The sequence below is a fragment of the Limnospira sp. PMC 289.06 genome (assembly GCF_032350395.1).
Taxonomy (GTDB): Bacteria; Cyanobacteriota; Cyanobacteriia; order Cyanobacteriales; family Microcoleaceae; genus Limnospira; species Limnospira platensis.
This window is the reverse complement of record NZ_JARPLC010000264.1, coordinates 1-2,035: the sequence shown is the minus strand read 5'-3', so window position 1 is coordinate 2,035 and position 2,035 is coordinate 1. Positions and strand designations below refer to the sequence as shown.

General features: G+C 49.3%; 1 protein-coding gene and 1 pseudogene. Both read left to right on the top strand.

Annotated elements, in window-relative coordinates; translation table 11 throughout:
* Positions 1-228 (top strand): annotated as a pseudogene (locus tag P5674_RS24310) (transposase); the annotation flags it as partial.
* Positions 229-1,303: 1,075 nt separating this feature from the next.
* Positions 1,304-1,960: an IS200/IS605 family accessory protein TnpB-related protein gene (locus P5674_RS24305; protein ID WP_315670369.1), complete on the top strand. Its 657-nt coding sequence runs from the start codon at positions 1,304-1,306 to the stop codon at positions 1,958-1,960.
* Positions 1,961-2,035 lie beyond the last annotated feature (75 nt).

Here is a 2,035-nt window from a genome sequence, read left to right as displayed (position 1 = left end):
TACATGACCCGATATCGGGAATGGCAATCGGGAACTCGTCAACGTCGGGATGCCAAACCTCCCGTCCTCAATCCCAACAGTGGCTGTTATCCGACCCTGTATCGAGGTAATTGCTATAAACGACCTGGCTATGACCGCATCGAAATCAAGGTCTTTAACGGAACCGATGGGGTCTGGACAAACGTTGGCATAACCAGCCTACGAGAACGGCATACCGTGGACAGCAACGTGCGAGATGTTCAGGCATGAAATAGGGTTGCAATACCTGAAATAACTGCCTGCTGGGACTTGCACCCCTTGGTGGAATATAAAGGACTTGATGTGAAAGTTAAGAAACCTTGACAATCCCATAACTATATATGTGTTCCAACATCTGGGTGCGAGACCAGATAAAGGCAGAGAGACTCAAGGTCAAGACTGAGCGGAAGAAAGAGGGAAGTTGTGACCCCCTTGAGTATAAAGCAAGGTTGAGAGTAACGGCGGTAGCCACCCCCAATCTTAGGAATCACAATCCTAGGATTGACGCGGGGAACGGAAGGCGTAACAGAGGAACCTACCTCTAACTCGACCACTGCCAACCATCCAAGATTAGGGAAACCGAATGTCCGGCTTGAACCATCGTAACTACGGAGTAGCGAAACAGGTTGATACGCTGCGCTCAAAGAGTAAGGGGAAAAGTGGGAGTTTGTTGCAGCTACCCAGAAGCAACGTTTCGTTGTGCACAGACCTTTAAAGTACCCCGGTGGATAGGACGAATCTAAAGATGGAATGCCCGCATAGATGGAACGTTTAAACCCCTCATTGGCTCTGCTAATAAACAAGTGAGCAATATTACTCACAAGTAGTAGTGAAAAGTGTAAGCGTATGCCTTTAAGGGGAAAGGATGTGACTGAAAGCTAATGCCTAATTGTAATGGTTAGGATATGCCCACTAGTCACGGTGTGGATATAGATACTGCAATCAACAAGAGTTTAATGGCGAAAGCGAGTTTAAAGACTATCGTGTGCATATAGCTCTATAAGTTGAAGTACGAAAGCAGGGGGTGGTAACCCTGTTCCCGATGTCAAAAGGGGTATCTACATCAGGAGCCGTGTGATGTGAAAGTATCAAGCACGGTTTTGTATGGGAGTTTGGGAAGGTGACTTCCCTCTCGACCCCTACCAAGCTGCTGTCACCGTCCCTTATCTTCAATGAGCAAAAGAGGACTTGTCATCTCTCAGTTCCATTTGAGTGTCATCCACCTCAACGGGAGGGAGAGGGTCGAGTTGTAAGTGTTGACCTGGGTATCAACACCACCGCTACTGTGGCAGTCGTGAATTTTGACGGCACTGTAACCTATCGGGAGTTTATTCACCCAGCCAGAGACATAGACGAAGTCGCCGCAGCCGCTCGAACCTGCGTCCAGCGGAACGGCGACCGTCGAGATAAGCGGCTGAAATCGGTATCTAAACGAGCTAGTAAGACGATGGGGCTAGGTGGAAGTCTCCAGAAAGGCTTCTGCTCTCATACCTACCGCAAATGCCGTAATATCAACCGTCAAATTGGGCAAATTGTCTCGAAGCGTATCGTGCAGATTGCCCAACAGTTCAATGCCGATGCTATTGTCTTTGAGAACCTGAAAGGATGGAAAGCTAAGGGGGGGCGCAAGCGCTCTAACCTTCGCCAACGCTTTCATGGATGGCTTAAAGGTATGATTCGAGATTTGACTGAGATGAAGTGGCAAGAGATAGGCGGTAAGGTCATTGATGTCGTAGCTCCACCTAAAAGTTGGCTTATGACGGTAGTGGAGTCGAAAGGGCGAGACTCCAAGAACTATGCTCTGGCTAAATTTTCCTCGGGCAAGCGATACAATGCAGACCTCAATGGGGCGCTCAATATTGCTGCACGAGGCATTCTTCAGCTCACTCGCCGAAAGGACAGTGAGGAGCCCTCGATCCAACGTTCGAGGGCGATCGCCTAGAAGCTGGGCTTGTTTGTGTGACCTGTGGACTAGCACAGTTCGAGGTTAGCACCGACACCCCCACCTGCCTTGGGC